This is a genomic window from Pseudomonas sp. A6, from assembly GCF_052367875.1.
In the GTDB taxonomy this organism is placed as follows: domain Bacteria; phylum Pseudomonadota; class Gammaproteobacteria; order Pseudomonadales; family Pseudomonadaceae; genus Pseudomonas; species Pseudomonas citronellolis.
In genome coordinates this window covers 1,561,894-1,583,737 of sequence record NZ_CP198970.1, presented here as the reverse complement: position 1 = coordinate 1,583,737, position 21,844 = coordinate 1,561,894, and the positions used below count along the sequence as shown (strand labels likewise).

Genomic DNA, 21,844 nt, shown 5'->3' with positions numbered 1-21,844 from the left:
CGGTTCCTCGTTCGGTCAGTCGAGCACCCCGGCGGGCGCGGGCGTGGCGCTGCGCCACTGGCTGAGGGCGACGCCGGCGAACACCAGGCCGGCGGCCAGCAGCTGCTGGCCGTTCAGGCGCTCGCCCAGCAGCAGCCAGGCGAATACCAGGGTGAACACCGGGATCAGGTTGATGAAGCCGGTGGCCTGGCTCGCCGGCAGCCGGCTGACGCCGAAGTTGTACAGGCCGTAGGCACCGACGGTGACCACGCTGCCCAGGTACACCAGGGCGAACAATCCCTGGCCGCTGGGCGCCGGCGGCACGCCGGAGCTGAGGGCGGCCAGGGGCAGGAAGAACACCGAGCCGATGAAGGCCTGCATGGCGGTCAGGATGAAGGGCGAGTAGCGCGCCGACAGGTGCTTGAGCAACAGGGTGTAGCCGGTGGCGCAGACCATCGCCAGCAGTTCGAAGAAGTTGCCCAGCAGCGGCTGCGGCGCATGCTGGTCGGGCTCGCCGGCGAGGGTCAGCCAGAGCGCGCCGAGCACCGCCAGGGCGAAGCCGGCCCAGGTGTTGCGGGCGATGCGCTCGTGCAGCAGGAGGAAGGCGCCGACCGCCACCAGCAACGGCAGCAGCGCGGTGATCATCCCGGCCTGGGCGGCGCTGGTGTACTGCAGGGCGAAGGACTCGCAGACGAAGTACAGGCACGGCTCGCACACCGCCAGGCCCACCAGGTACTTCCAGTCGCCCGCCTGGTAGTCCATCCGCCCGCGCCAGCGCCAGGCGGCGAGGAAGATCAGGCTGCCGATGGCCATGCGGGCGAAGATCACCCACATCGCCGGCCATTCGGCGAAGGCCAGTTTCAGCGCGATGAAGGAACTGCCCCACAGCGCCATGGCCAGGACCAGGCATGCCAGGGCGAAGGGCCGGGACTGCTGCACGGGACGCTCCAGGAAATGAATCCCCGCAGTATAGAAGCGCGCCGCGGGTGGCCGACAGGCACAGCGCCGGGGGAAAACTGTAATGGCCTGCGCCAGCGTCTCTCCCGCCCGTAGGAGCGGACTCCGTCCGCGATTTCGCGCGCAGGGCGCGCTCCTACAGGGAATGGCGTGGGTGGGGCAGCGTAGGAGCGGATCTCATCCGCGAACCGCGCCGGAACCTCCGGCTATCGCTGTGGTGGTCAAATAATTTCGGACACTTCGATAGGTTGTCTGGGTGGCCTGCGCTCGTAGCGGGTGGGAGGCAGATAGCCCAGGCTGGAGTGCAGGCGCACGTTGTTGTAGAAGCCGACGATGTAGTCGGCAATGTCGGTCATAGCCTCAGCATGGTTGGCGTAGTCACGTTGCCAGACCCGCTCCATTTTCAGGTTCAGGAAGAAGCGTTCCATGACCGCGTTGTCCCAGCAATTTCCCTTGCGGCTCATGCTCAACACCAGGCCATGCCGCCTGAGCAGCGCACGATAAACCTCGCTGGCGTACTGGCTACCACGATCCGAGTGCACAACCAGGCCTGGCGCTGGCTGCCGCTGAGCAATCGCCATCTGTAGCGCCGAACAGGCCAGTTCCGCCGGCATGTTCGGCGCCATCGCCCAGCCGACGATCTTGCGCGAATACAGGTCCATCACCGCAGCCAGGTACAGCCAGCCACGGCGGGTACGGATGTAGGTGATATCTGCCACCCAGGCCTGGTTTGCCGCTGGAGGATCGAACCGGCGGGCCAGGATATTGGAGGCTATCGGCAGGTCATGCTTGCTGTTGGTCGTGTGCACGAACTTGCGCTTCCAGACTGGCCGAAGCCGGTGCTCGCGCATCAGCCGGCGGACTCGGTAGCGCCCTACATGCACGCCCTCGCCATTGAGCGCGGCTTGCAGGCGACGGCTCCCATAGGTACGCCCGCAGCTCATGAACAGGGCCTTCAAGGAAGCGGCTACCGGGCAGTGCAAGGCTGGGCGCAAGGGGCGGCGCTGTGCGGCGTAGTAGCCCGACCGACTGACACCCAGCAGCCGACACAGCCGTGCAACTCCGGCCTTCTTCTGCTGCTGCTGCTGCGCGATCAACCGGTGAATCACTTCAGTTCGCGGGCGAAGAAGGCCGAGGCCTTTTTTAGCAGGTCGTTGTCCTGCTTCAACTGGCGATTCTCGGCCTCCAACTGACGAATCCGCTGCTGCTCGGGTGTCAGCGGCTTACCCACTCCCGCCTGCCCCGACAGCTCGGCTTCGTATTGCTGAACCCAGCGGCGAACTGCCGTCTCTCCCAGGTCCATGTCTCGACAGACCTGCGTAATGCTCAGGCCCTGGTCTTTGATCATCTGGACGACTTGCAGCTTGAAGCTGGCATCGAATGCTCTGCGTTTACGGCTCATGAATGACTCCTCTATTCAGTGGATTTTCCACCTATCGAGGTGTCCGAGGAAATTGAACCACCACACGCGGACAAGGTCCGCTCCTACCCCCTCCGGCAAGCACGAGACCCGTAGGATGGTGTTGAGCGAAGCGATACCCATCAGCGCAACCGCATGGGTTTCGCCAAGGCTCAACCCATCCTACGAAAAGCACCCCGGCGCAGCCGGGAGCCCTACTCCCAAGGCTCCCCACGGGTACGCGGGGTGCGCGGCAGGCGCGCCTGCATGGCGGCCTTGGCCAGCAGGTGGGCGCTGACCGGCGCGGTGATGAACAGGAACAGGGTGATCAGCACCTCGTGCAGGCTCACGCCGTTGCCGCTGGTGCTGAAGTACAGCAGCGAACCCAGCGCCACGCCGCCCACGCCGAGGGTCGAGGCCTTGGTCGGCGCGTGCAGGCGCGTGTAGAAGTCCGGCAGGCGGTACAGGCCCAGGGCGCCGAGCAGGGCGAACAGGCTGCCGCCCAGCAACAGCGCGCTGACGAGGATTTCCACCAACAGGCTCATTCGATGATGTCTCCACGCAGCAGGAACTTGCACAGCGCCACGGTGCTGACGAAACCCATCACCGCGATCAGCAACGCCGCCTCGAAGTACAGGCCGCTGCCGCTCCACAGGCCGTACAGCAGGATCAGCGCGATGGCCTCCACCGACAGGGTGTCCAGCGCCAGGATACGGTCGGCCGCGCTCGGCCCGCGCACCAGGCGCGCCACCGTCAGCAGCAGGGCCAGGGCGATCAGCGCCAGGCACAGCGGGATCACGTAGGCGAGCATTCGAACACCTCCTTCAGCGGCGCCTCGTAGCGCGCCTTGATGTCCGCCACCAGGGCCTGCGGGTCGGGCACGTCCAGGCCGTGCACCAGCAGGCTGCGGCGGTCGGCGCTGAGGTCGGCGGAGACCGTGCCGGGGGTCAGGGTGATGACGCTGGCGAGGATGGCGATGGGCAAATCCTCGCGCAGTTCCAGCGGCACCTCGACGAAGCCCGGCTGCAGCTTGCTGGTGGGCCCGAGCACCAGGCGCGCGACCTGCAGGTTGGCCATGACGATGTCGTACAGCACCAGGCCGATGAAGCGCAGCAGCGGGCCCGGGCGGCGGATGCGCAGCGGCGCCAGCAGCATGTCGCGGCACAGCAGCGGCAAGGCCAGGCCGAGCCCGGCGCCGAGCAGCCAGTGGCCGAAGGAGAAGTCATCGACCAGCAGCACCCAGCCCAGCAGCAGGCACAGGCTGAGCAGCGGATGCGGCAGCAGGCGGCGGATCATGCGCCACCTCCAGACAGGATCGCCCGGCGATAGAGGTCGACGTCCAGCAACTGCTCGGCGGTGGCCTGCAGGTAGGCCTGCAGCGGCTTGGCGAACAGCACCAGGAGCACGGCCGCAGCCAGCAGCGCCACCGCCGCCAGCAGGCGCAGCGGGTCACGCTCGGCGTTGCCGAGGACGCTGCGCCCGGTGTTCCAGAACAACGCGCTGCCGGCGCGGCTGAGGGTCACGGTGACCAGCAGGCCGCTGCCCAGCACCACCGCCCACAGCGCCAGCGCCTCGCCGCCGCTGGCCGAACGCAGGATCAGCAGCTTGGCGAAGAAGCCGGAGAACGGCGGCAGCCCGGCCACCGCGATGGCGCCGACGAAGAACAGCGCGCCCAGCAGCTGTGGCTGCAGCAGCGCCGGGCCCTGCACCAGCAGGCCGGCCTTGTCGCCGCGCTGGCGGGCGATCAGGTCGGCGAGCAGGAACAGCCCGCCCACCACCCAGGTGCTGTGCAGCAGGTAGAACAGCAGCGCCGCCAGGGATTGCGCGGAACCCAGCGCCAGCACCGCCAGTTGGGTACCGGCGGAAATCACCACCAGGTAGGCCAGCAGGCCCTGCAGGCGCGTCGCCGCCAACGCCCCGAAGGTGCCGACCAGGATGCCGGCCAGGGCCAGCGGCCACAGCCAGGCCTGGGCCAGGTTGGCCAGCTCGCCGGCGTGGTCGCCGAAGATCAGCGTGTACACCCGCAGGATCGAGTAGATGCCCACCTTGGTCATGATCGAGAACAGCGCCGCCACCGGCGCACTGGCCTCGGCATAGGCCCGCGGCAGCCAGAAGTACAGCGGCAGCAACGCCGCCTTGAGGCCGAACACCACCAGCAACAGCAGCGCCGCGGCGCGCACCAGCGGCGCGTCGGCCGCCCCCAGCTGGGCTACGCGGACGGCCATGTCGGCCATGTTCAGGGTGCCGGTGACGCCATAGAGCGTGCCCACGGCGATCAGGAAGAACGCCGAACCCACCAGGTTGAGCACCACGTAGTGCACGCCGGCGCGCACCCGCCCTGCCCCGCCGCCGTGCAGCAGCAGCGCGTAGGAGGCGATCAGCAGGATCTCGAAGAACACGAAGAGGTTGAACAGGTCGCCCGTGAGGAAGGCGCCGTTGAGGCCGAGCAGCTGGAACTGGAACAACGCGTGGAAGTGCTTGCCGCGGCGGTCGTCGCCGCGCAGCGCGTACAGCAAGGCAAAGCTGGCCAGCACCGCGTTGGCCAGCAGCATCAGCGCGCTCAGGCGGTCGAGCACCAGGATGATGCCGAATGGCGGCTGCCAGTTGCCCAGGGCGTAGAACTGCACCTGGCCGCCGGCAGCCTGTTGCAGCAGCAGCGCGGCCAGCGGCAGCAGCGCCAGGGTGGCCAGCAGCGAGATGCCCCGCGCGGCGCGTGAGGCATGGCCGGCGAGCAGCAGCAGGCAGCCGGCGAACAGCGGCAGCAGGACCGGGGCGATCAGCAGGTGATTCATTCGCCGTCCTCCCGCGCCTTGCCGTCGACATGGTCGTCACCGGTCTCGGCAAGGCCGCGCAGGGCCAGGACTATGACGAAGGCGGTCATGGCGAAGCCGATGACGATGGCGGTCAGCACCAGCGCCTGCGGGATCGGGTCGCCGGGGTTGGCCACCTGGCCCAGCACCGCCGGCTCGCCGGCCAGGCGGCCCATGGCGAAGAGGAACAGGTTCACCGCGTAGGAGATCAGGGTCAGGCCCAGCACCACCGGGAAGGTGCGTGCCCGCAGCAGCAGGTACACGCCACTGGCGGTGAGCAGGCCGAGGGTGATGGCGAACAGCGCTTCCATCAGCGGGCCTCCTTGGCCGGCGCCGGCTGCGGCGGCGCGTTCAGTTCGCCGAGGCCGGCGAGGATCAGCAGGGTCGCGCCCACCACGGTGAGGTAGACGCCCAGGTCGAAGAGCATGGCCGTGGCCAGCTCGAACTCGCCCACCAGCGGCAGCTGGAAGTGGCCGAAGGACGAGGTCAGGAAGGGATAGCCGAAGGCCCAGCTGCCCAGGCCGGTGAGGCCGGCGACGAATACGCCCAGGCCGGCCGTGCGCGAGTAGTTCAGCGGCAGGCGGGTATGCACCCAGCGGCTGCCGCAGGCGATGTACTGGAGGATCAGCGCCACCGCGGTGACCAGCCCGGCGATGAAGCCGCCGCCCGGCAGGTTGTGCCCGCGCAGGAAGATGAACACCGCCACCAGCAGGGCCAGCGGCAGCAACAGCCGGGCCAGGGTGGCGAGGATCGGCGGGTGGGCGTCGGCCGACCAGGCCAGGCCCTCGGCGTCGCGCGCGCGGCGCGGCAGGCGCAGGCCGTCGAGCAGGGCGAAGATGCCCACCGCGGCAATGGCCAGCACGCTGATCTCGCCCAGGGTGTCGAAGCCGCGGAAGTCGACCAGGATGACGTTCACCACGTTGTGCCCGCCGCCGCCGGAAACGCTGTGCTGCAGGTAGTAGCCGGCGATGCTGTCGTAGGGCCGGCTGAACACCGCGTAGGCCAGCAGCGCCACCATCACCCCGCAGGCGACGGCCACCAGGAAGTCGCGCAGGCCGCGCAGGCTGCTGCTTTCCCGCGGCGTGCGCTGCGGCAGGTAGTAGAGCGCGAGCATCAGCAGCACCATGGTCACCACTTCCACCGCCAGCTGCGTCAGCGCCAGGTCCGGCGCGGCGAAGCGGGCGAAGGCCAGGGCCACCAACAGCCCGGAGATGCTCAGCAGCACCAGCGCCACCAGGCGCTGGCGGTGGAACACGACGGTCAGCGGCCCGGCCAGGGCCAGCAGCGCCAGGCACAGGGCGGTGACGGCGTCGACCTCGACGAAGGCGCGGCTGCCGGCGAGCGCGGGCAGGCCCGCCAGGCCGGCGCAGACCACCACCACGGCCGCCAGCAGCAGCCAGAGCACGTAGCGTTGCAACGAGCCGTTCTCCAGCAGCCCGGTCAGCCCACGGGCGAAGCGCGCCAGGCGTTGTACCTGCGCCTCGAACACCTGCTTGGCGTCCACCGCCGGCAAGCCGGCGAACCAGGCGAACAGCGGCCGCCGCTGCAGGTACAGGGCGATGCCGCCGACCAGCGCGATCAGGCTCATCGCCAGCGGCGCGTTGAAGCCGTGCCAGATCGCCAGGCTGTAGGCCGGCAGCGCGCCGTTCAGGCTCGCCGAGGCGGCTGCCGACAGCAGCGGCGCCACCGTCCAGGCCGGGGCCATGCCCACCAGCAGGCACAGGCCCACCAGCACCTCCACCGGCACCTTCATGTAGCGCGGCGGCTCGTGGGGCGTCTTCGGCAGGTCGACCGGCTCGCCGTTGAAGAACACGTCGTGGATGAAGCGCACCGAATAGGCCACCGAGAACAGCGTGGCCACGGTGGCGAGGGTCGGGATCAGCCAGTTGAAGGCGCCGGCCATGTTCTGCGAGAGGGTCTCGCCGAAGAACATCTCCTTGCTGAGGAAGCCGTTGAGCAGCGGCACCCCGGCCATGGACGCGGAAGCCACCATCGCCAGCACCGCGGTGTGCGGCATGTACTTCCACAGGCCGTTGATGCGGCGCATGTCGCGGCTGCCGGTCTCGTGGTCGATGATCCCGGCGGCCATGAACAGCGAGGCCTTGAAGGTGGCGTGGTTGATGATGTGGAAGATCGCCGCGACGTTGGCCATGGGCGAATCCAGGCCGAACAGCAGGGTGATCAGGCCTAGGTGGCTGATGGTCGAGTAGGCCAGCAGGCCCTTGAGGTCGTTCTGGAACAGCGCCAGGAAGGCGCCCAGCAGCAGCGTCGCCAGGCCGGTCAGGCCGACCAGGTAGAACCACAGGTCGTTGCCGGCCAGCGCCGGGTACAGGCGCGCCAGCAGGAACACCCCGGCCTTGACCATGGTCGCCGAGTGCAGGTAGGCCGACACCGGCGTGGGCGCCGCCATGGCGTGGGGCAGCCAGAAGTGGAAGGGGAACTGCGCCGACTTGGTGAACACGCCCAGCAGCACCAGCACCAGGATCAGCGGGAACAGCGCGCTGGCCTGCAGCACCTCGCGCGCGGCGAGCACGTCGCTCAGCTCGAAGCTGCCCACCACCTGGCCGATCAGCAGGATGCCGGCGAGCAGCGCCAGGCCCCCGCCGCCGGTGACCGCCAGGGCCATGCGCGCGCCGCGGCGGGCGTCGGAGCGGTGGCTCCAGAAGCCGATGAGCAGGAACGACGACAGGCTGGTGAGCTCCCAGAACACCAGCATCAGCAGCAGGTTCTCGCTGAGCACCACGCCGAGCATGGAACCCATGAACAGCAGCAGGAAACCGTAGAAGCGCCCGGTGGGCTCGCGCTCGGAGAGGTAGTAGCGGGCGTAGAGGATCACCAGCAGGCCGATGCCGAGGATCAGCAGGGCGAACAGGAAGCCCAGGCCGTCCAGGCGCAGGCTGAGGTTCAGGCCCAGCTCCGGCAGCCAGTCGTAGCGCGCCAGCAGCCGCTCGCCGCCGAGCACGCCGCGCTGGCCGAACAGAATCCCCAGGCCCAGCAAGGGCGCGACGGCCGCCGCCGCGGCGCAGGCGTTGCGGCCCAGGCGCTCGAACAGCGCCGGCAGGCAACAGCCCAGGAAAGGCAGCGCGATCAACAGCGCCAGCATCATCACCTTCTCCTTAATCCTTCAGACATGGCTGACTTACCAGGAAAGCCATGGAACCGGGCGATTATCCATATCTATCGAATGCGCGTCTTGGATAGAACTATTACGAAAGGCTGGGCGCGGGAAAAAGCGCTACCCGGAAACGATAGCGCGCGACACCGGAAACCGGTGTCGCGCGCCAGGAAACGCTCCCGCCCAGGCGGGCGGGGCGGGCCGATCAGTGGGAAACGCGGCTGGTGCCGTTGACGGTCAGGATGCGCACGCGCTCGCCGACGCGGAAGATGGCGCCCTGGTCGACTTCCTGCACGTAGGCGCGGGAGCTGCCGTCGTCTTCGCGGACGGTGATCTCCACGCCCTGGGTGCGCGTCAGGCCCTCTTCGGTGGCCGCGCCCAGCAGGCCGCCGGCCACGGCGCCGATGATGGCGGTCACGTAGCTGCCCTTGCCGCCACCGATGGCGCTGCCGCCGATGCCGCCCACGGCGGCGCCCGCCGCGGCGCCGATCGGCGTCTTGGTGCCCTCGATCTTCACCGGACGCAGGGCTTCGATGGTGCCCCAGCGCACGTTCTGCACGGTGCGGGCCTCGTCACGGCTGTAGGTGTCGCCGGTCAGGCTGGACTGGCAGCCGCCGAGGGCCAGGGCCACTGCAGTGAAACCGGCGAGCAGGAAGGCGGATTTACGCATACGGGAACCTCCGGATAGATATGTGAATATTAGACTCTGCCGCGCCACTTGCTGTCACGCCGGCCAGGTCAAAGTTTTCGTTCGATTCAGCCGCCGTACAGCCTCTTCCGACAGCTGCGGCAAAAGCGCGCGTTCATTCCCCCATCCCGCCTGGGGTAAGGTCAGCATCCCCACGAGGAAGGCCCATGGACTACTTCATCATCGTCGTCACCACCGCCGCCGGCCTGTACTTCCACTGGTGGCTGTTCGTGCGCATCCGCCGCTGGATGGACCGCGACCTGGCGCTGTCGCTGGCCGGCGACGACCCGCACAAGCGCGAGTACCTGCTGCAGTGCCTGCAACTGGCCCGCGACGAAGGCGTGTCGCGCAGCGAGCTGCCGGCCTGGCTGCAGCGCGCCGCCGACGACTACCGCGCCGGCTGAGCCAGGCTCCACAGGCGCGCCAGTTCCTCGGCGCGCGCCTCCAGTTCGCCCGCGGCGCCGGCCATGGCCTCGGCCAGGCTGATCGGCCCCGGGACCAGGCTGAAGGCCGCGGCGATGCCCGCCTCGTGCAAGCGACCATAGCCTTTGCCCAGGCTGCCGGCCAGGGCGATCAACGGAACCCCTGCCTCCCGTGCCAGCCGAGCCACGCCGATGGGCGTCTTGCCGTGCAGGCTCTGCTCGTCCAGGCGGCCCTCGCCGGTGATCGCCAGGTCCGCGCCCCGCAGCGCCTCGGCCAGGCCGGAAACCTCGGCCACCAGCTCCACGCCGGGACGGAAGCGCGCCCTGAGGAAGGCCCGCGCGGCGAAGCCCAGGCCACCCGCCGCGCCCACACCGGGGAACAGGCTGTGGTCCTGGCCGAGGGTGCGCGCGGCGACTTCGGCGTAGCGCGCCAACGCGGCATCGAGCTGGCGGACCTGCTCGGGGCTGGCGCCCTTCTGCGGGCCGAACACCGCCGAGGCGCCATGCTCGCCGCACAGCGGATTGTTCACATCGGCGGCGACTTCCACTTCGACCCCGGCCAGGCGCGGGTCCAGGCCAGCCAGGTCGATCGCGTGCAGTCCGGCCAGCGCCGCGCCGCCGTCGCCCAGGGGCTCGCCGCGTTCGTCGAGGAAGCGTACGCCCAGGGCTTGCAGCAGGCCCATGCCACCGTCGTTGGTGGCGCTGCCACCGAGCCCGAGGATGATCTTGCGCGCGCCGGCGTCCAGCGCCGCGCGGATCAGCTCGCCGGTGCCGTAGCTGGTGGTGCGGGTGGCGTCGCGTAGCTGCGGGGCGACCCAGTGCAGACCGCTGGCGGCGGCCATCTCGATCACCGCGGCGCCCTCCTCCAGCCAGCCCCAGTGGGCCTGTACCGGCGCACCCAACGGCCCGCGCACCGCGCATTCGCGGCGCTCGCCACCGGTGGCCGCCAGCACCGCATCCACGGTGCCCTCGCCGCCATCGGCCATGGGCCGCAGCAGTATCTCGTCGAGCGGCCGCGCCCGCGACCAGCCGCGGGCGATGGCGGCGGCGACCTCGGGGGCGGACAGGCTTTCCTTGAAGGAATCGGGGGCGATGACGAGTTTCATGGGCGGGTCCGGTGTCGGTATGTAGGGGGCATCCTACAACGCCGTGCAGCGGAGGAAAGGGTTGGCGTAGGGCGGATAACCGTTCGCGGTTATCCGCCGCTTGACCTTGGCCGTATCCCACTCGGACTCATGCCGGGAGCCGGGGCGGACTGCGGGTTCGGCTCGACCATGGTGTCGATGCTGGGATGGGTGTAACGGCGTACAACCGCGAACGGTTGTACGCCCTACACCTGTAGGAGCAACTGTCTTGCAGGCCGCGCTGGGATGTTCTTCGTAGGAGCGAGCTTGCTCGCGAACAGACTCCGCTGCGGGGCTCATTCGCGAGCAAGCTCGCTCCTACGAGAAGCCGTGACCGCCGGGCCCTGCCCGCGAATCGCGCGCAGGGCGCGCTCCTACATAGGAGGGCGCGGAGCTTTGTACGAGCCGCCGTAGGATGGCGTTGAGCGAAGCGATACCCATCACTGTGACCGCATGGGTTTCGCAAGCTCAACCCATCCTACGAAAAGCACCGTGCGGGATCAGGGCGCCAGGCGCTCGCGCTGCCACGCGCCGTCCACCAGACGGTAGTTCAGGCGGTCGTGCAGGCGGCTCGGGCGGCCCTGCCAGAATTCGATGCGCTGCGGCAGCAGGCGGTAGCCGCCCCAGTGGTCCGGGCAGTGCGGGGCGACGTCCATGAAGCGCTTCTCGGTTTCCGCCAGCAGCCGTTCCAGCTCCTCGCGGCTGCCGATCACCCGGCTCTGCGGCGAAGCCCAGGCGCCCAGGCGGCTGCCCAGCGGGCGCACGCGGTAGTAGGCGTCGGACTCTTCCGGCGAGACCTTCTCCACCCGGCCTTCGATGCGCACCTGGCGCTCCAGCGCCGGCCAGAAGAAGGTCATGGCCGCGCGCGGGTTGGCCGCCAGTTGGTCGCCCTTGGCGCTGTCGTAGTTACTGAAGAAGGTGAAGCCGCGGTCGTCCAGCCCCTTGAGCAGGAGCACGCGGCAATGCGGTTGGCCGTCGGCGTCCACCGTGGCCAGGGTCATGGCGTTGGGTTCGACCGGCAACTGCTCGGTCTTCACCGCGTCCTCGAACCATTGCTGGAACAGCACGAAGGGCTCCGCGGGCGCCTGGGCCTCGCAGAGTCCGTCCCGGGTGTATTCGCGGCGCATGTCGGCCAGGGTCTGGGCCATCGTCGTCTCCTCGAAAAAGCCAGTGCATTAGCTTAACCAGTGGCAGGCGAGATTGCTTGACCGGCGACAAGCGCCGCGCTGCTTCAGTTGCTCTGGGCCAGGGCCAGCAGGCCGCCACGCGGGGTCAGCATGACTTCGACGCGGCGGTTCTTGGCGCGGCCGGCCTTGGTCTTGTCGTCGGCGATCGGTTGCGCGTCGCCCACGCCCTTGTAGCGCAGGCGGTCGTTGCCCAGGCCGCTCAGGCGGAAGATCGCGGCGATGGCCACGGCGCGCTGCTGGCTGACCTTGTCGTTGGCCGCCTTGTCGCCGCTGCTGTCGCTGTGGCCGAGGATGAACACGCCGGCCTGCGGGTCCTTCTCGACGATCTTGGCGACGTTGGCCAGCGGCGCCAGGGTGATCGGCAGCAGCAGTTCCTGGCGCTTGGGATTGAAGGAGCCGTCCACCGGCGCGGTCAGCACCAGGGCGTTGTCGCGGCGTTCGACGCTGAACTTGCTGCCGGCCACGGCGGCGCGCACGGCGGCTTCGTGCTGGTCCAGCCAGGCCTTGGTGTCCTGGGCGCTGGGCGCGGCCACCGGGTTGTCGGCCTTGGCCTGGGCCGAGGCGGAATCGCCGAAGGGCCACCACCAGTGGCCACCGGCGGACTTGTCGGTGGCCGCGTCCACCTGGGCCACCACCGGCTTGGGCACCGCGGCGGGAGCCTTGGTCTCGGTCTGGGCACTGGCTTCGGTGTTACCGAACGGCCACCACCAGTGGCTGCCGCCGTCGGCCTTGGCCTGGCTAGGCGCCGGCGCGGCGGCGTCCTGGGACTGGAAGTGGCTGCAGGCGCCGAGGGTGACGCAGAGGGTCAGGGTGGAAAGCTTGAGCAGTCTCATGGGCGGAATTCCATTGGACGGTCTTGGGCAACAGGGACGGACACAAGTTAATGTCGCGAATCAAGATTCGAACATAACTTACTAAGGGAAATGGGCATTTTGCTCTTCAACTGACGAGCGGTGGAACCCCGGCCGTAGCAGCGGGGGAAAAAACGCGACGAAACCCGGCGCGGTTTCCCCATGAAGTCGCCATTCGAGCGGAGCCGCGGCGGAAGGTTCCGCCGCTTCGTCGGCCAGGCGCTGCGCGGCGTCTGGCCCGGGGCGCCTACAGGCAGTCGCCGGCGATGCGCGCCAGCTTCTGGGCGCGCGGGTCCATCAGCACGTAGGGGCCGAGGGTGTTGGTGACGAAGCCGAAGGCCAGGCTGCGCTCGGGGTCGGCGAAGCCCACCGAGCCACCGGCGCCGGGGTGGCCGAAGGCCTGCGGGCCGAGGCCGTAGGTGGCGTTGGCCAGTTCCGGCTGGTCGAGCATGCAGCCCAGGCCGAAGCGGGTGCCGGTGAGCAGGGTGCGGTCCTCGCCGCGGGCGTGCTCGCAGGTCAACTCGGCGAGCAGCGCGGCATCCAGCAGCTTGCCCTGCAGCAGGCCGTCGTAGAAACCGGCCAGGGCGCGGGCATTGCCGTGGCCGTTGGCGGCCGGCTGCTGCATGCGCCGCCACTCGGGCTTGTTGGTGCTGGTGAGGATCGACGGCGGGTTGGTGAAGGCGCGGGTGCTCAGGGCGCTCGGCTCGCTCATCAGGGTGCGCAGCAGGCGCTGCGCCGCGGCGTCGCCGAGGTTGCCCTTGGCCCGGGCGATGTGCGCCACGCGCGGGAACTCGGCGTCGTCCAGGCCGATGTGGAAGTCCAGCCCCAGGGGCTTGGCGGTGCGCTCGACGATGGCGGTGCCGGGCTCGCGGCCATCCACCCGGCGGATCACCTCGCCGATCAGCCAGCCGTAGGTGATGGGCGCGTAGCCATGCTCGCTGCCCGGCGTCCACCAGGGCGTTTCGGCGGCCAGCGCGGCGGTCATCGCCTGCCAGTCGTACAGCGCCTCGGCGGGCAGCATCTGGTGCAGCGCCGGCAGCCCGGCGCGGTGGCAGAGCAACTGGCGCAGCGTGATGGCCTGCTTGCCGGCGGCGGCGAACTCCGGCCAGTAGCGCGCCACCGGGGCGTCCAGCTCCAGGCGGCCCTCGCCCACCAGTTGCAGGGCGGCCACGGCGGCGAAGGTCTTGGTGCAGGAGAACAGGTTGAGGATGGTGTCGGCCTGCCAGGCCTGGCCTTCGTCCTTGCCGGCGTTGCCGGCCCAGAGGTCCACCAGGGTCTCGCCGCCGACCTGGATGCACAGCGCGGCGCCTCGTTCCTGCGGGTCCTCGAAGAGCGCGGCGAAGGCGTCGGCTACGGGGGTGAAGCGGCTGTCGCAATGGCCTTGCAGGGTCATGGGGCACTCCGGACTGGGGACGAAAGGCGCATTCTTCCAGCACCCCGCCGGCTTGTGAACCCGACCTGGGTAGGGCCGCGGCCATCATGGCCGCGGCGAATGCCGTTCTATTGCGCGGCCGGCACGTCCTGTGCGGCGCTGGCGGTGGCGTCCGGGTCGACCCGCGGGGTGGGCGCCTCGGGCGCTGCCTTGGCGGCGGCACGGGCCTGTTCCAGCATGGCCTTCATCACCTGCTGGTTGCCCTTGCGCACCGCGTCGATGAAGCCGGCGAACGGCAGGTCGGTGATGCCGACCAGGCCGATGTGGCCGTTCTCGCCGTCGAGCAGGCGGCCGCTGGCGGGCTGGTCGAGGTACTGGAACCAGTGCGCGCCGACGATCTGCGGGTCCTTCACCGCGGCGGCGAGGAACTGCTGGTAGCGCTCGCCGCGCTGCTGCTCGTTGTACACCTCGGAAACCCCGCCCCAGAACGGCCCGCGGTCGCGCGAGCCGAAGTGGAATTCGCTGATCAGCACCGGCTTGTCGAGGCTGCGCACGTAGGCGGCGTCGTAGCCCTGCTGCGGCGTCGGCGCGTAGAGGTTGAAGCTCAGCAGGTCGCAATACCGCGCGCAGGAGGCCAGCGCCTCGGGGGTGTTCACCGCGAAGCGACCGCCCAGCAGCAGGTGGTTGGGGTCGTGCCAGCTGAGGGAGTCGCGCAGGGTCTTGAAGTACTGGTCGGCGTACAGGCGCAGGAAGGCGCTGTAGTCCTGCTCGATGGCCGGGTGTTCCGCCTGCACCGCGGGGGCCTGGTAGCCCGGCGCGTCCAGGTCTTCCCAGGCGCCCAGCTCGACGCCCCAGGCTTCGGCCAGGGCCTCGTGCTCGTGGTACTTGTCCTTCAGTTGCTTGATGAAGGCGCGCTTGGCCGGGCTGTCGGTGGACAGCGCCAGGGTGCCGAAGGCCAGCGCGTAGCGGTTGCGCGGCTCGCTGCCCTGTCCGGCCCAGGCCAGTTCGTTGTCGGCGTAGTAGCCGAGCAGCCAGGGGTCTTCGCGGTGGTCGCGGGTGGCGATGGCGATGGCGCGCTCGGCGGCCATGGCGAATTTCGGGTCGAAGGGGTCGGGCATGGCGCCCCACCAGTCGTAGCCGGTGCTGACCGTGGCGTAGTCGCCGCCGATGGCCAGCGGCAGGCTGTAGGGTATCCGCGAGGCGCCGGCGAAAGCCGGCTGGCTCCAGTTGCCCAGGCCGTTGAAGCCCCAGGCGTCGAGGCGCGCCAGGGTGCGCTCCAGCCAGGCGTCAGCAGCCGGCTGGCCGCTCAGCCCGCCCGTGGCGCGGTAGCGGTTGGCGGCGTAGAAGTCGTACCAGCGGCCGTGGCCGAAGGCCCTGCCCTGCTGGGCGCCGACGCCGTCGCGGTCGTCGCTCTGGCCGTAGAAGTCGGCCAGCGGCTCACCCTCGGCGGGCAGCTCGGCGAACATGTATTCGCGGCCTTCGACGTAGGTCTGGCTGCTTTCGCTGTTCACCGTGTTCACGCCCAGGGACCAGTACGGGTGCCCGTCCGGCGTCACCAGCCACCAGCGGCCGTTGCGCTTCTCCGTGCGGAAGAAGCCGGTGGCCTGGAAGTCCGGGCCTTCCAGCAGACCGCCGAAGGTGTCGGTGGGCTGCGCCTGGGCCTGCCATTTCTTCAGTTGCTCGCCTTCGGCCTTCCAGGCGTTGGCCAGTTGCTCGACACTCTTGACCTTCTCCGGCCAGTCGCTGCGGGTGGACTGGCCGTAGGCGTCGATGATGCCGGTGTAGGCCTTGCGCAGCTCGTCGCCGCCGGAACGGGTGCCGAAGCGGCCGACGAGGATGTCCTGGGCCGCCTTCGGGGCGTTCAGGTAGATGCGCACCGCGCCGACCTTGTTGCGCTGCAGCTCGCCGGTGACCACCGGGGCGATGAGCACGCGCTGGCCGTCGAGGCTCATCGGCATCGGCACCCCGGCGCGCATGCCGAACAGCTGCGGCGCGGTGGCCTGCAGCGGCACCAGCAGGGTCTGCGCCGGGCCGGCGGGCAGCGCGACGCTGGCGTGCAGGCCCGGCGTGCCGTCGAGGTTGTCGATATCGATCTCCAGGGTCAGCGCCCAGTCCATGGCGCTCTGGATGCGCAGGCTCATGGCGTCGGCCCGCGACCAGTCCCAGCTGCCGCTGGCGGGCTTGAGGGTGAGCGTGGGGCGCGCCGCCGGATGGAACTTCACCCGCCGCAGGATCTCGCCCTCGGGCGTGGCCTCGGCGGTGGAGCTGGGCAGGTCGGCGTCCTGCAGGCCGACGCCGACCACGGCCATCGGCTTGACGAAGTTGAACAGGGTGTCGTCGCTGGGCGCGGCCCACAGCGGGGCGCAGGCGAGGCTCAGGCTGAACAGCAGGGGCAGATGCCAACGGGATGAACGCATGCAACCTTGTCCTTGGGGCAGCGCCGGGCGCCACCGGGGTTTGCGACCTGGGACGGCGCGCCGTCCCCTGTTACGGGTGCCGCACGCCTCAGGCGATCTCGCGGCGGAACGGCGGCAGGGCGTTGAGGATGGCCTTGCCGTAGCGCTGCGTCACCACCCGGCGGTCCAGCAGGCTGATGGTGCCGCGGTCCTGCTCGGTGCGCAGCAGGCGCCCGCAGGCCTGCACCAGGCGCAGCGAGGCGTCGGGCACGGCGATCTCCATGAAGGGGTTGCCGCCGCGCGCCTCGATCCACTCCGAGAGCGCCGCCTCCACCGGGTCGTCCGGCACCGCGAAGGGAATCTTGGCGATCACCACGTGCTCGCAGTAGGCCCCCGGCAGGTCGACACCCTCGGCGAAGCTGGCCAGGCCGAAGAGCACGCTGGGCTCGCCGTCGTCGACGCGGGCCTTGTGCTTGTTGAGCGTCTCCAGTTTGGACAGGTTGCCCTGGATCAGCACGCGCTTGCGCCAGTCGCGCTCTAGGCCGTCGAACACGTCCTGCATCTGCCGCCGCGAGGCGAACAGCACCAGGGTGCCCCGCGCGCCTTCGACCATGGCCGGCAGCTCGCGGACGATGGCCGCTGTGTGGGCAGCGGCGTCGCGCGGGTCGGCCTTCAGGTCCGGCACCCGCAGCAGGCCGGCATCGGCGTGGTGGAAGGGGCTGGGCACCACGGCGGTGACCGCCGCGCGCGGCAGGCCGGCGCGCATGCGGTAGCGGTCGAAGGTGCCCAGGGCGGTCAGGGTGGCGGAGGTCACCAGCACGCCGTAGGCCACGTTCCACAGGTTGCGGCGCAGGGTCTCGGCGGCGAGGATCGGGCTGGCGTTGGCCTCGATGTCGTAGAAGCTGCCGCTCTCGGCGAGGGTCAGCCAGCGCGCCATGGGCGGGCTGTCCTGTGGGTCCTCGCAGGTGAAGGCGGTCCACAGTTCCCAGTTGCCCTGGGCGCGCGACAGCAGGCTGCCGAACAGCGGGTACCACTCCTCTGCCTGGTAGCTGGCGACACCGGCGGTGCCCTCGCCGTCCATGGCCTGCTTGAGCAGTTCGGTGAGGCGGGTGAAGAGGTCGGTGAGCTTGGAAAAACCCTTCTTCAGCTCGATGCCCATCTCGCGGATGTGCTCGGGGACCACCCCGCCCACGAAGCGGTGGCGCGGGCGCTCGCGGCCTTCCATGTCCTCGCCGGCGCGGAAGTCGCCGATCTCCTCGCAGGCGGTGAACATGAACTGCTGCTGGGTGCGCAGTTCGCGGGCCAGTTCCGGCACCTGCTCGATCAGCCGGCCGAGGTCGCCGGGCAGCGGGTTCTGCGCCAGCAGCTTGGTCAGGTTCTTCTCCACCTGCCCCAGCCAGTCGGCGGTGGCGCGCAGGCGGGTAAAGTGGGCGAAGTGGCCGATGGCCTTGTCCGGCAGGTGGTGGCCTTCGTCGAAGACGTAGAGGGTCTCGCGCGGGTCCGGCAGGATGGCGCCGCCGCCCAGGGCCAGGTCGGCCAGCACCAGGTCGTGGTTGGTGACGATGACGTCGACCTTGGTCATGCCCTCGCGCGCCTTGTAGAAGGCGCACTGCTGGAAGTTCGGGCAGTGGCGGTTGGTGCACTGGCTGTGGTCGGTGGTCAGCTGCGCCCAGTGGGCGTCCTCGATGGCCTCGGGCCAGGAGTCGCGGTCGCCGTCCCAGCGGTTGCCGGCCAGACGCTCGATCATCTGGTTGAACAGCTTGGTGCCGCTCTCGTCGACGTCGATGCGGAAGCCTTCTTCCTCGAACAGCTGGGCCGTGGCGTTCTGCGCCTGGCCTTCCTGCAGCAGGTGGTCGAGCTTGGACAGGCACAGGTAGCGGCCGCGGCCCTTGGCCAGGGCGAAGCTGAAGGCCAGGCCGCTGTTGCGCAGCAGGTCGGGCAGGTCCTTGTGGACGATCTGCTCCTGCAGCGCCACCGTGGCGGTGGCGATCACCAGGCGCTTGCCGGCGGCCTTGGCGCAGGCGATGGCGGCCAGGCTGTAGGCCACGGTCTTGCCGGTGCCGGTGCCGGCCTCCACGGCCACCACCGCGGCCTCGCCGGTGCGATGGCCTTCCTCGTCGGTCTCGATGGTGCCCAGGACCTTGGCCACTTCGGCGATCATCAGGCGCTGGCCGTAGCGCGGCTTGAGTTCCTTGGCTTCCAGGAAGCGCGTATAGGCGCCCTGGATGGTGGCCTTGAGTTCGTTGCTGAGCATGGAATTCCCGGGCATGCGGGATACATCCCGATGCTGGATAAATTTTCAGTGGTAGCAGGGTCTGTTGGCGTTTTGTCACGACCGCGACGGAGCCATTTTTTGCGTAGGGCAAGGCGCGAGGAGAGCGGTTTGGTCATTCCAAATGAACGACGAGTAACGCGGCACCACGCAAAAAAGGGCCCGTCCCTTCGGGTTGCGCGGCAAATGGCGCCATGCGTCGTTGCGGGACTTGCCAAGGGAGCGCCATTGCCTGCGTCCCGCGCCTAGCCTGGCGCCATTTGTCGCTGCAACGCGGCTCGCGACAAAACGTCAACAGACCCTGTGGGCCGGCTATGATAGCGCGCTTATTTTCAACCGCCAGCGGAGATCGCCGAATGACCGCCTTTGCCCCCGTCTACGCCCTGCACGTCCTGGCCGCCCTGGTCTGGGTCGGAGGGATGTTCTTCGCCTGGATGATCCTGCGGCCTGCGGCCGTCGCCGCGCTGGATGCGCCGGCGCGGCTGAAGCTGTGGGCCGAGGTGTTCCGGCGCTTCTTCGTCTGGGTCTGGGTGGCGGTGCTGGTGCTGCCGGTGACTGGTATCGGCATGTTGCAGCTGAGTTTCAACGGCGTGGCCGGCGCGCCGCGCTACGTGCAGGTGATGATGGGGCTGTACGTGGCGATGCTGGCGCTGTTCCTGCGGGTGCAGGCGCTGCAATTGCCGGAGCTGCGCCGTGCCATCGAGGCGTCCGACTGGCCCGCCGGCGGCGCGGTGCTGGGGCGAGTCCGCCGCACCGTGGGCGGCAACCTGCTGCTGGGCATGGCGCTGGTGGCGATAGTCGCCGCGCGCCCGCACTGGTGAACATTGGCGCGGGCCGCGGGCCCGCGCCGGTTTCAATCAGAAACGCACGACGTCCAGACGGCCCTGGGCGCCGCTGGGGCCGGGCTTGCCGGCGTTGCCGTCGTGGCCGGCCTTGCCACCGTCCACCGAGTACAGCAGGCAGCCCTTTTCGCCGCTGCGCGCGCCGGCCTTGCCCGGCTGGCCCGGGGCACCGCCGGCGCCGCCTTCCAGGCGCACCTTGACCGACTCCACGGGGAATTGCTGGGGCACTTCCAGGCGCACCACGCCGCCGGCGCCGCCGGTCTGGCCGTCGCCGGCGTCCTGGCCGTCGCCGCCCTGCTCCGCGCCGCCCCACAGGCAACCGCCGCTGCGCGCATTGGCGCCGTCGAGGCCGTCGTAGCCCGGCGCGCCGACGCCGCCGCGCACGTCGACCAGCAGGTTCTCCACCTGCACGTCCTGCAGGCGCAGGGTCAGGGTGCGGCCGGCGCTGGCCGGGCGGTGGAAGCTGCCGGCAGCGCCCTGGGCGGCGATCACGCTGCCATCGGCGAGGTGCCCGCGGGCCACCTCGATGCGCAGCGGCTGCTCGCCGGGGAACACGCCGAGGCGGGCGTTCTTCTGCAGGTCGAGTTCGTCGATGTGCAGCACCTTCACCCGCGACGGGATCAGCAGCGCGCCGCCCTCCGCCACGCGGACGTGTTCCAGGCTCAGGGACTCGCCCTTCACCGGCAGGCGCAGCACGGTATTGGCCTCCACCTGCACCGAAGCGGCGCTGGCGGCCTCGATCGGCGCCAGCAGCATCAGGCCCAACAGCAGCTTACGCATGACCGCCCTCCTTGACCGGTGCCGGCAGCGAGAGGAAATGGAAGATGCCGAACAGCAGGACCTGGATGCGGTCCAGCCAGGGGGACGAACGCCCCTTCAGGCGTGCGCCGAGCGCCAGCAGTTCAAGGATGTGGATCAGCAGGATGAGGCCCCCGGCGACCTTCAGCAGGGTCGCGAACGGATGAGCGAAGGGATGCAGCAGATTGGCCAGCACCGCCAGCCAGAACAACAGGGCAACCAGCTTGCCCAGCCCCACAAAAGCCTTCATGTAGATGCTCCCCCGGTTTCTTGTGCCGGCACCATACTCCGGAGGCGGTGACGATTTCCATAGGCGGCGGAAACACGAAAGGGGCGCAAAGGCCCCTTTCGCTTCAGCACACGCCGGGTGTCACTGGCGCTTGATCAGGATTTCCACGCGACGGTTTTCCGCGCGGCCTTCCTTGGTCTTGTTGTCGGCGACCGGTTTGCTTTCGCCGTAGCCTTCCACCGACTTGATGCTGCTGGCAGGCACGCCGGCATCCACCAGGTAGTTGGCCACCGCGTGGGCGCGGCGATCGGACAGTTTCTGGTTGTAGGCGTCGGTGCCGACGCTGTCGGTGTGGCCGGAGATATCCAGCGTGGTGGTGGAGGCTTCCTCTTTCAGGCGGGTGGCGATGGTGTCGAGCTTGTCCTTGTCACGGTTGTCGATCTTCGACGAGTCGAAGGCGAAGTGCAGGTCCCTGACCACGATGGTCTCTTCCTTCGGCAGCGGTGCCGGAGCCGGTTCGGGAGCCGGTGCGGGCGGCGGCGCCTCGACCACCTTCTCGCCTTCGCCATGCACCCAGCAGTAGGACGCGCCGAGCACGCCGCCGATCAGCGCGCCCCAGCCCGCCCAGGCACTGCTTTCGATGGAGCCCAGGCCAGCGCCCCCTACACCACCGACCAATGCGCAGGTCGGCCAGTCGGACTTCTGCAACCCTGCGCAACCGGTGAGCAGCGTGCTTACCAGCAGCAGGGGTAAAGCGGTCCTTTTGATGCTCATATATCAGTCTCTCCTGTGAGATGGGTCTGAACCGACAATTACCGAGTAAAGACGGCGATGCACGAATACGCCAGCACTAGGCCATGAAGGGGTTCACAGGCTAGTCTCTGCGCATTCCGAACGAGAGTTTCCGCACACCGATGATTTCCGATCGCACGCCCCAGCAGGCGCTGGCCGCCCTGCTCGACCGCTACGCCCCGCAACGCCTGCTGCTGGTAGGCGCCAGCGGCATTCCCGCCGTGGAAGCCTTCCGCCAGGCCCACCCCGATTGCCAGGTGCACGGCGCCGCCGCAGGCGAGCTGCCGGCGGAACTGGCGGCGCAGCGTTACGACCTGGCGCTGCTGGCCGACTGCCTGGAACACCTGGAGCGGCGCGCGGCGCTGCAACTGGTCGGCGGCATCCGCAACCTCAACAGCAGCCGCGTCGCCGTGCTGGTCGACCTGGCCGAGGCCGGCGTCGCCGAAATCGACTTCTACGCCCTGGGCATGCAGGCCAGCGAACGCTTCCAGCGCGACGATCAGACACTCACGCTGTTCACCTACGATCTGCGTGAATACAAGCAGGTCCCGGATTGGCTGAACGCCAAGTTCTGGGCCAACCCGGAAAACTTCGGCAAGTACTGGTGGTGA

At 69.3% G+C, this 21,844-nt stretch carries 21 protein-coding genes; 3 read left to right on the top strand and 18 right to left on the bottom strand.

Annotation, left to right across the window (positions count from 1 at the left end; all coding sequences use genetic code 11):
* Positions 1–15 precede the first annotated feature (15 nt).
* From ACTWJ5_RS07185 to ACTWJ5_RS07145, 9 genes are all read right to left on the bottom strand, one after another.
* A complete protein-coding gene (locus ACTWJ5_RS07185; protein ID WP_444439551.1) occupies positions 16–873 on the bottom strand; it encodes a DMT family transporter in 858 nt (285 codons plus the stop codon).
* A gap of 284 nt (positions 874–1,157) precedes the next feature.
* Positions 1,158–2,338, bottom strand: a protein-coding gene (locus ACTWJ5_RS07180; RefSeq protein ID WP_444437965.1) for an IS3 family transposase whose coding sequence is annotated in 2 segments (ribosomal slippage) — positions 1,158–2,071 and positions 2,071–2,338 — 1,182 coding nt in all. Because the reading frame shifts where the segments join, the coding sequence is not laid out codon by codon here.
* 212 nt (positions 2,339–2,550) lie between these two features.
* Positions 2,551–2,880: a Na+/H+ antiporter subunit G gene (locus ACTWJ5_RS07175; protein WP_444437964.1), complete on the bottom strand. Its 330-nt coding sequence runs from the start codon at positions 2,878–2,880 to the stop codon at positions 2,551–2,553.
* Entirely contained in the window at positions 2,877–3,146 is a 270-nt protein-coding gene (locus ACTWJ5_RS07170; RefSeq protein ID WP_043272521.1) for a K+/H+ antiporter subunit F, read from the bottom strand. The genes ACTWJ5_RS07175 and ACTWJ5_RS07170 overlap by 4 nt, the downstream gene beginning before the upstream one ends.
* On the bottom strand, positions 3,131–3,631 hold the full coding sequence (locus tag ACTWJ5_RS07165; RefSeq protein ID WP_444437961.1) for a Na+/H+ antiporter subunit E: 501 nt from the start codon (positions 3,629–3,631) through the stop codon (positions 3,131–3,133). The genes ACTWJ5_RS07170 and ACTWJ5_RS07165 overlap by 16 nt, the downstream gene beginning before the upstream one ends.
* Positions 3,628–5,127 carry a monovalent cation/H+ antiporter subunit D gene (locus tag ACTWJ5_RS07160; RefSeq protein ID WP_444437959.1) on the bottom strand — a complete coding sequence of 500 codons (1,500 nt, stop codon included), beginning with the start codon at positions 5,125–5,127 and terminating at the stop codon, positions 3,628–3,630. Before ACTWJ5_RS07160 ends, ACTWJ5_RS07165 begins: the two co-directional genes overlap by 4 nt.
* Positions 5,124–5,456 (bottom strand): Na+/H+ antiporter subunit C, encoded by a 333-nt coding sequence (locus tag ACTWJ5_RS07155; RefSeq protein WP_009620662.1) that lies wholly within the window; start codon positions 5,454–5,456, stop codon positions 5,124–5,126. Before ACTWJ5_RS07155 ends, ACTWJ5_RS07160 begins: the two co-directional genes overlap by 4 nt.
* On the bottom strand, positions 5,456–8,251 hold the full coding sequence (locus tag ACTWJ5_RS07150) for a monovalent cation/H+ antiporter subunit A (RefSeq protein ID WP_444437957.1): 2,796 nt from the start codon (positions 8,249–8,251) through the stop codon (positions 5,456–5,458). The genes ACTWJ5_RS07155 and ACTWJ5_RS07150 overlap by 1 nt, the downstream gene beginning before the upstream one ends.
* Positions 8,252–8,465: 214 nt before the next feature.
* On the bottom strand, positions 8,466–8,930 hold the full coding sequence (locus ACTWJ5_RS07145) for a glycine zipper 2TM domain-containing protein (RefSeq protein WP_009620666.1): 465 nt from the start codon (positions 8,928–8,930) through the stop codon (positions 8,466–8,468).
* 185 nt (positions 8,931–9,115) lie between these two features.
* Between ACTWJ5_RS07145 and ACTWJ5_RS07140 the strand changes: the two genes are divergently transcribed.
* The gene (locus tag ACTWJ5_RS07140; RefSeq protein WP_009620668.1) at positions 9,116–9,352 is read left to right on the top strand and encodes a hypothetical protein; all 237 of its coding nucleotides are present in this window, start codon (positions 9,116–9,118) and stop codon (positions 9,350–9,352) included.
* On the opposite strand, the gene ACTWJ5_RS07135 is transcribed toward ACTWJ5_RS07140, so the two are convergent.
* From ACTWJ5_RS07135 to dinG, 6 genes are all read right to left on the bottom strand, one after another.
* Positions 9,337–10,476, bottom strand: coding sequence for a glycerate kinase (locus ACTWJ5_RS07135; protein WP_444437955.1), 1,140 nt, complete (start codon positions 10,474–10,476; stop codon positions 9,337–9,339). The genes ACTWJ5_RS07140 and ACTWJ5_RS07135 overlap by 16 nt on opposite strands.
* A 518-nt stretch (positions 10,477–10,994) precedes the next feature.
* Positions 10,995–11,642: a pyridoxamine 5'-phosphate oxidase gene (pdxH, locus tag ACTWJ5_RS07130; RefSeq protein WP_074976631.1), complete on the bottom strand. Its 648-nt coding sequence runs from the start codon at positions 11,640–11,642 to the stop codon at positions 10,995–10,997.
* Positions 11,643–11,725: 83 nt separating this feature from the next.
* Entirely contained in the window at positions 11,726–12,514 is a 789-nt protein-coding gene (locus ACTWJ5_RS07125) for an OmpA family protein (protein ID WP_074976634.1), read from the bottom strand.
* Between the two features lie 265 nt (positions 12,515–12,779).
* Positions 12,780–13,925 (bottom strand): serine hydrolase domain-containing protein, encoded by a 1,146-nt coding sequence (locus tag ACTWJ5_RS07120; protein ID WP_253408517.1) that lies wholly within the window; start codon positions 13,923–13,925, stop codon positions 12,780–12,782.
* A gap of 107 nt (positions 13,926–14,032) precedes the next feature.
* Entirely contained in the window at positions 14,033–16,321 is a 2,289-nt protein-coding gene (locus tag ACTWJ5_RS07115; RefSeq protein WP_444437952.1) for a beta-galactosidase, read from the bottom strand.
* Between the two features lie 88 nt (positions 16,322–16,409).
* Positions 16,410–18,554: an ATP-dependent DNA helicase DinG gene (gene dinG / locus ACTWJ5_RS07110; protein ID WP_444439549.1), complete on the bottom strand. Its 2,145-nt coding sequence runs from the start codon at positions 18,552–18,554 to the stop codon at positions 16,410–16,412.
* A 374-nt stretch (positions 18,555–18,928) separates the two neighbouring features.
* Between dinG and ACTWJ5_RS07105 the strand changes: the two genes are divergently transcribed.
* Positions 18,929–19,393, top strand: a complete 465-nt coding sequence (locus ACTWJ5_RS07105; protein WP_444437950.1) for a CopD family protein — start codon at positions 18,929–18,931, stop codon at positions 19,391–19,393.
* 36 nt (positions 19,394–19,429) lie between these two features.
* Here the strand turns inward: ACTWJ5_RS07105 and ACTWJ5_RS07100 are convergent, their stop codons facing one another.
* The 3 genes from ACTWJ5_RS07100 to ACTWJ5_RS07090 all read right to left on the bottom strand — a co-directional run bounded on the left by ACTWJ5_RS07100 (position 19,430) and on the right by ACTWJ5_RS07090 (position 21,215).
* A complete protein-coding gene (locus ACTWJ5_RS07100; protein ID WP_444437948.1) occupies positions 19,430–20,194 on the bottom strand; it encodes a collagen-like protein in 765 nt (254 codons plus the stop codon).
* A complete protein-coding gene (locus tag ACTWJ5_RS07095; RefSeq protein WP_043272512.1) occupies positions 20,187–20,462 on the bottom strand; it encodes a DUF1145 domain-containing protein in 276 nt (91 codons plus the stop codon). Before ACTWJ5_RS07095 ends, ACTWJ5_RS07100 begins: the two co-directional genes overlap by 8 nt.
* Before the next feature lie 120 nt (positions 20,463–20,582).
* A complete protein-coding gene (locus tag ACTWJ5_RS07090) occupies positions 20,583–21,215 on the bottom strand; it encodes an OmpA family protein (protein WP_009620687.1) in 633 nt (210 codons plus the stop codon).
* 140 nt (positions 21,216–21,355) lie between these two features.
* Here ACTWJ5_RS07090 and ACTWJ5_RS07085 point away from each other — a divergent pair, with 140 nt between their 5' ends.
* Positions 21,356–21,844: a DUF6231 family protein gene (locus tag ACTWJ5_RS07085; RefSeq protein WP_009620689.1), complete on the top strand. Its 489-nt coding sequence runs from the start codon at positions 21,356–21,358 to the stop codon at positions 21,842–21,844.

Bases quoted from the DNA above. Each gene is read 5' to 3' on its own strand.
- ACTWJ5_RS07145 (WP_009620666.1), bottom strand. From the start codon at position 8,930: ATGCGTAAATCCGCCTTCCTGCTCGCCGGTTTCACTGCAGTGGCCCTG.
- ACTWJ5_RS07090 (WP_009620687.1), bottom strand. From the start codon at position 21,215: ATGAGCATCAAAAGGACCGCTTTACCCCTGCTGCTGGTAAGCACGCTG.
- ACTWJ5_RS07185 (WP_444439551.1), bottom strand. From the start codon at position 873: ATGGCGCTGTGGGGCAGTTCCTTCATCGCGCTGAAACTGGCCTTCGCC.
- pdxH (WP_074976631.1), bottom strand. From the start codon at position 11,642: ATGGCCCAGACCCTGGCCGACATGCGCCGCGAATACACCCGGGACGGA.
- ACTWJ5_RS07165 (WP_444437961.1), bottom strand. From the start codon at position 3,631: ATGATCCGCCGCCTGCTGCCGCATCCGCTGCTCAGCCTGTGCCTGCTG.
- ACTWJ5_RS07105 (WP_444437950.1), top strand. From the start codon at position 18,929: ATGACCGCCTTTGCCCCCGTCTACGCCCTGCACGTCCTGGCCGCCCTG.
- ACTWJ5_RS07095 (WP_043272512.1), bottom strand. From the start codon at position 20,462: ATGAAGGCTTTTGTGGGGCTGGGCAAGCTGGTTGCCCTGTTGTTCTGG.
- ACTWJ5_RS07115 (WP_444437952.1), bottom strand. From the start codon at position 16,321: ATGCGTTCATCCCGTTGGCATCTGCCCCTGCTGTTCAGCCTGAGCCTC.
- ACTWJ5_RS07170 (WP_043272521.1), bottom strand. From the start codon at position 3,146: ATGCTCGCCTACGTGATCCCGCTGTGCCTGGCGCTGATCGCCCTGGCC.
- ACTWJ5_RS07120 (WP_253408517.1), bottom strand. From the start codon at position 13,925: ATGACCCTGCAAGGCCATTGCGACAGCCGCTTCACCCCCGTAGCCGAC.
- ACTWJ5_RS07125 (WP_074976634.1), bottom strand. From the start codon at position 12,514: ATGAGACTGCTCAAGCTTTCCACCCTGACCCTCTGCGTCACCCTCGGC.
- dinG (WP_444439549.1), bottom strand. From the start codon at position 18,554: ATGCTCAGCAACGAACTCAAGGCCACCATCCAGGGCGCCTATACGCGC.
- ACTWJ5_RS07150 (WP_444437957.1), bottom strand. From the start codon at position 8,251: ATGATGCTGGCGCTGTTGATCGCGCTGCCTTTCCTGGGCTGTTGCCTG.
- ACTWJ5_RS07175 (WP_444437964.1), bottom strand. From the start codon at position 2,880: ATGAGCCTGTTGGTGGAAATCCTCGTCAGCGCGCTGTTGCTGGGCGGC.
- ACTWJ5_RS07160 (WP_444437959.1), bottom strand. From the start codon at position 5,127: ATGAATCACCTGCTGATCGCCCCGGTCCTGCTGCCGCTGTTCGCCGGC.
- ACTWJ5_RS07140 (WP_009620668.1), top strand. From the start codon at position 9,116: ATGGACTACTTCATCATCGTCGTCACCACCGCCGCCGGCCTGTACTTC.
- ACTWJ5_RS07100 (WP_444437948.1), bottom strand. From the start codon at position 20,194: ATGCGTAAGCTGCTGTTGGGCCTGATGCTGCTGGCGCCGATCGAGGCC.
- ACTWJ5_RS07135 (WP_444437955.1), bottom strand. From the start codon at position 10,476: ATGAAACTCGTCATCGCCCCCGATTCCTTCAAGGAAAGCCTGTCCGCC.
- ACTWJ5_RS07085 (WP_009620689.1), top strand. From the start codon at position 21,356: ATGATTTCCGATCGCACGCCCCAGCAGGCGCTGGCCGCCCTGCTCGAC.
- ACTWJ5_RS07155 (WP_009620662.1), bottom strand. From the start codon at position 5,456: ATGGAAGCGCTGTTCGCCATCACCCTCGGCCTGCTCACCGCCAGTGGC.